This window comes from Siccirubricoccus deserti (assembly GCF_014283215.1).
GTDB classification, from domain to species: Bacteria; Pseudomonadota; Alphaproteobacteria; order Acetobacterales; family Acetobacteraceae; genus Siccirubricoccus; species Siccirubricoccus deserti.
The window spans coordinates 1-1,695 of sequence record NZ_JACOMF010000202.1; the positions used below are offsets into that span (position 1 = coordinate 1).

A 1,695-nucleotide genomic window follows, 5' to 3' on the forward strand; every position below is an offset into this window, starting at 1 on the left:
GTCGACCGCCTGACCCGCTCGCTGTCCGATTTCGCCAAGATCGTCGAGGTGCTCGATGCGCAGGGCGCCTCCTTCGTCTCGATCACCCAGCAGTTCAACACCACCACCAGCATGGGCCGGCTGACGCTGAACATGCTGCTCTCCTTCGCGCAGTTCGAGCGCGAGGTCACCGGCGAGCGCATCCGCGACAAGATCGCCGCCTCCAAGCGCAAGGGCATGTGGATGGGAGGCTCCGTCCCCCTTGGCTACGAGGTCCAGGATCGCAAGCTGGTGGTCCACGGGGCCGAGGCGGACCTCGTCCAGCGCCTCTATCGCGCCTACCTGGATCGAGGCACGGTCCGGCTGGTGCAGGAGTGGCTGGCCAGGGAGGCGATCACCGGCAGGGGCGGCCGGGCGCTGGGCCGCGGCGCGCTGTTCCACCTGCTGCAGAACCGCGTCTACCGTGGTGAGGTTGCCCACCGGGGGAAGGTCTATCCCGGCGAGCACAAGGCCATCATCGATGCCGGGCTCTGGGAGGCCGTGCAGCAGCGCCTTGCCGAAGGTCGGGCAGAGCGGAAGCAAGGCAGAAATCCCAGCCATCCGAGCTTGCTGGCTGGGATGCTGACCGATCCCGCCGGCGAGGCGATGGTTGCGACCCATGCCAGCAAGACCGGGCGACGGTATCGGTACTATGTCTCGAACCGCCTGATCACCGGCACGCGGGATGACCACGCCGATGCCCTACGCCTGCCCGCGGCCGCGCTGGAGCAGGTCGTCATCAGGAGGATCGCCCGCTTCCTCACCAATGGGCCGGAGCTGCTCGATGCGCTGCGGTCGGCAGCGGTGCTTCCGGCGGAGGGTGCGGATCAGCGCCGGATCCTGACTGCAGCCCAGAGCCTGGCCAGCCGTTGGCACCAGCAGGGCCACGGCATGCAACGCCAGACCTTGCTGGCTTTTGGGGGCCAGGTTGCGGTGCAGCGGCACGAGATCACGATCCATCTCGCGCCGCGCCGGCTGGTCTTGCAGCTCGGCGCGAAGCGCCTTCCAGCGAAGCGCACCGGCAGCGACGAGGGTGGTGGAGAAGATTCCCGGATCAGCCTCACAGAGCCGGTAGCGCTGCGGCGAGCCGGTCGGGAGATGGCGCTGCTCGTGGGATCGACCGTCGCGGCGGATCGGTCGGATCCGTCGCTGGTGCGGCTGGTCGCCAAAGCCTGTGCGCTGCGCGAGGCGCTGGTATCAAGCAAGGCACCGAGCCTGACAGGCTTCGCGGCGGAGCAGGGCATCTCACAATCCTATGCCACGCGGCTGGTCCGGCTGGCGTGGCTCGCGCCTGACATCGTGGAGGCCATCCTTGATGGTCGTCAGCCGGCCGGCCTCACGGCTTCGAAGTTGATGCGGGATACCCGCATTCCGCTCGACTGGCCGGACCAGCGCAAGGCACTCGGCTTCGTCTGATCCGGACCATGGTCCGGCCAGCATCGCCGGTAGCAAGACGGCCATCCCGAGCCCGGACCCGCCCGCATCCGGTTCATCATTGACATCGATGCGTCGCGATGGCTGCGCCGGCCTTCCCAGTCGCTCTCGGGACGATCCGTACTGCCAAAATGGCCTCGGGAGACAAGGCGGCCAAGTGGCGGCCCGAAGCGGCCTGGCCGGCGTCTCTCAGGTACAGTGCCGCCAAGGCCGTCACCTGTGTGGCCGGAAAGCCGGGCCTTT

The 1,695-nt window shown here is 68.1% G+C and carries 1 protein-coding gene; it reads left to right on the plus strand.

Annotated features, from left to right (window positions below; translation table 11 throughout):
- The first annotated feature begins 9 nt into the window (after window positions 1-9).
- Window positions 10-1,434 (plus strand): recombinase family protein, encoded by a 1,425-nt coding sequence (locus H7965_RS29790; protein ID WP_261394439.1) that lies wholly within the window; start codon window positions 10-12, stop codon window positions 1,432-1,434.
- Window positions 1,435-1,695: the final 261 nt, after the last annotated feature.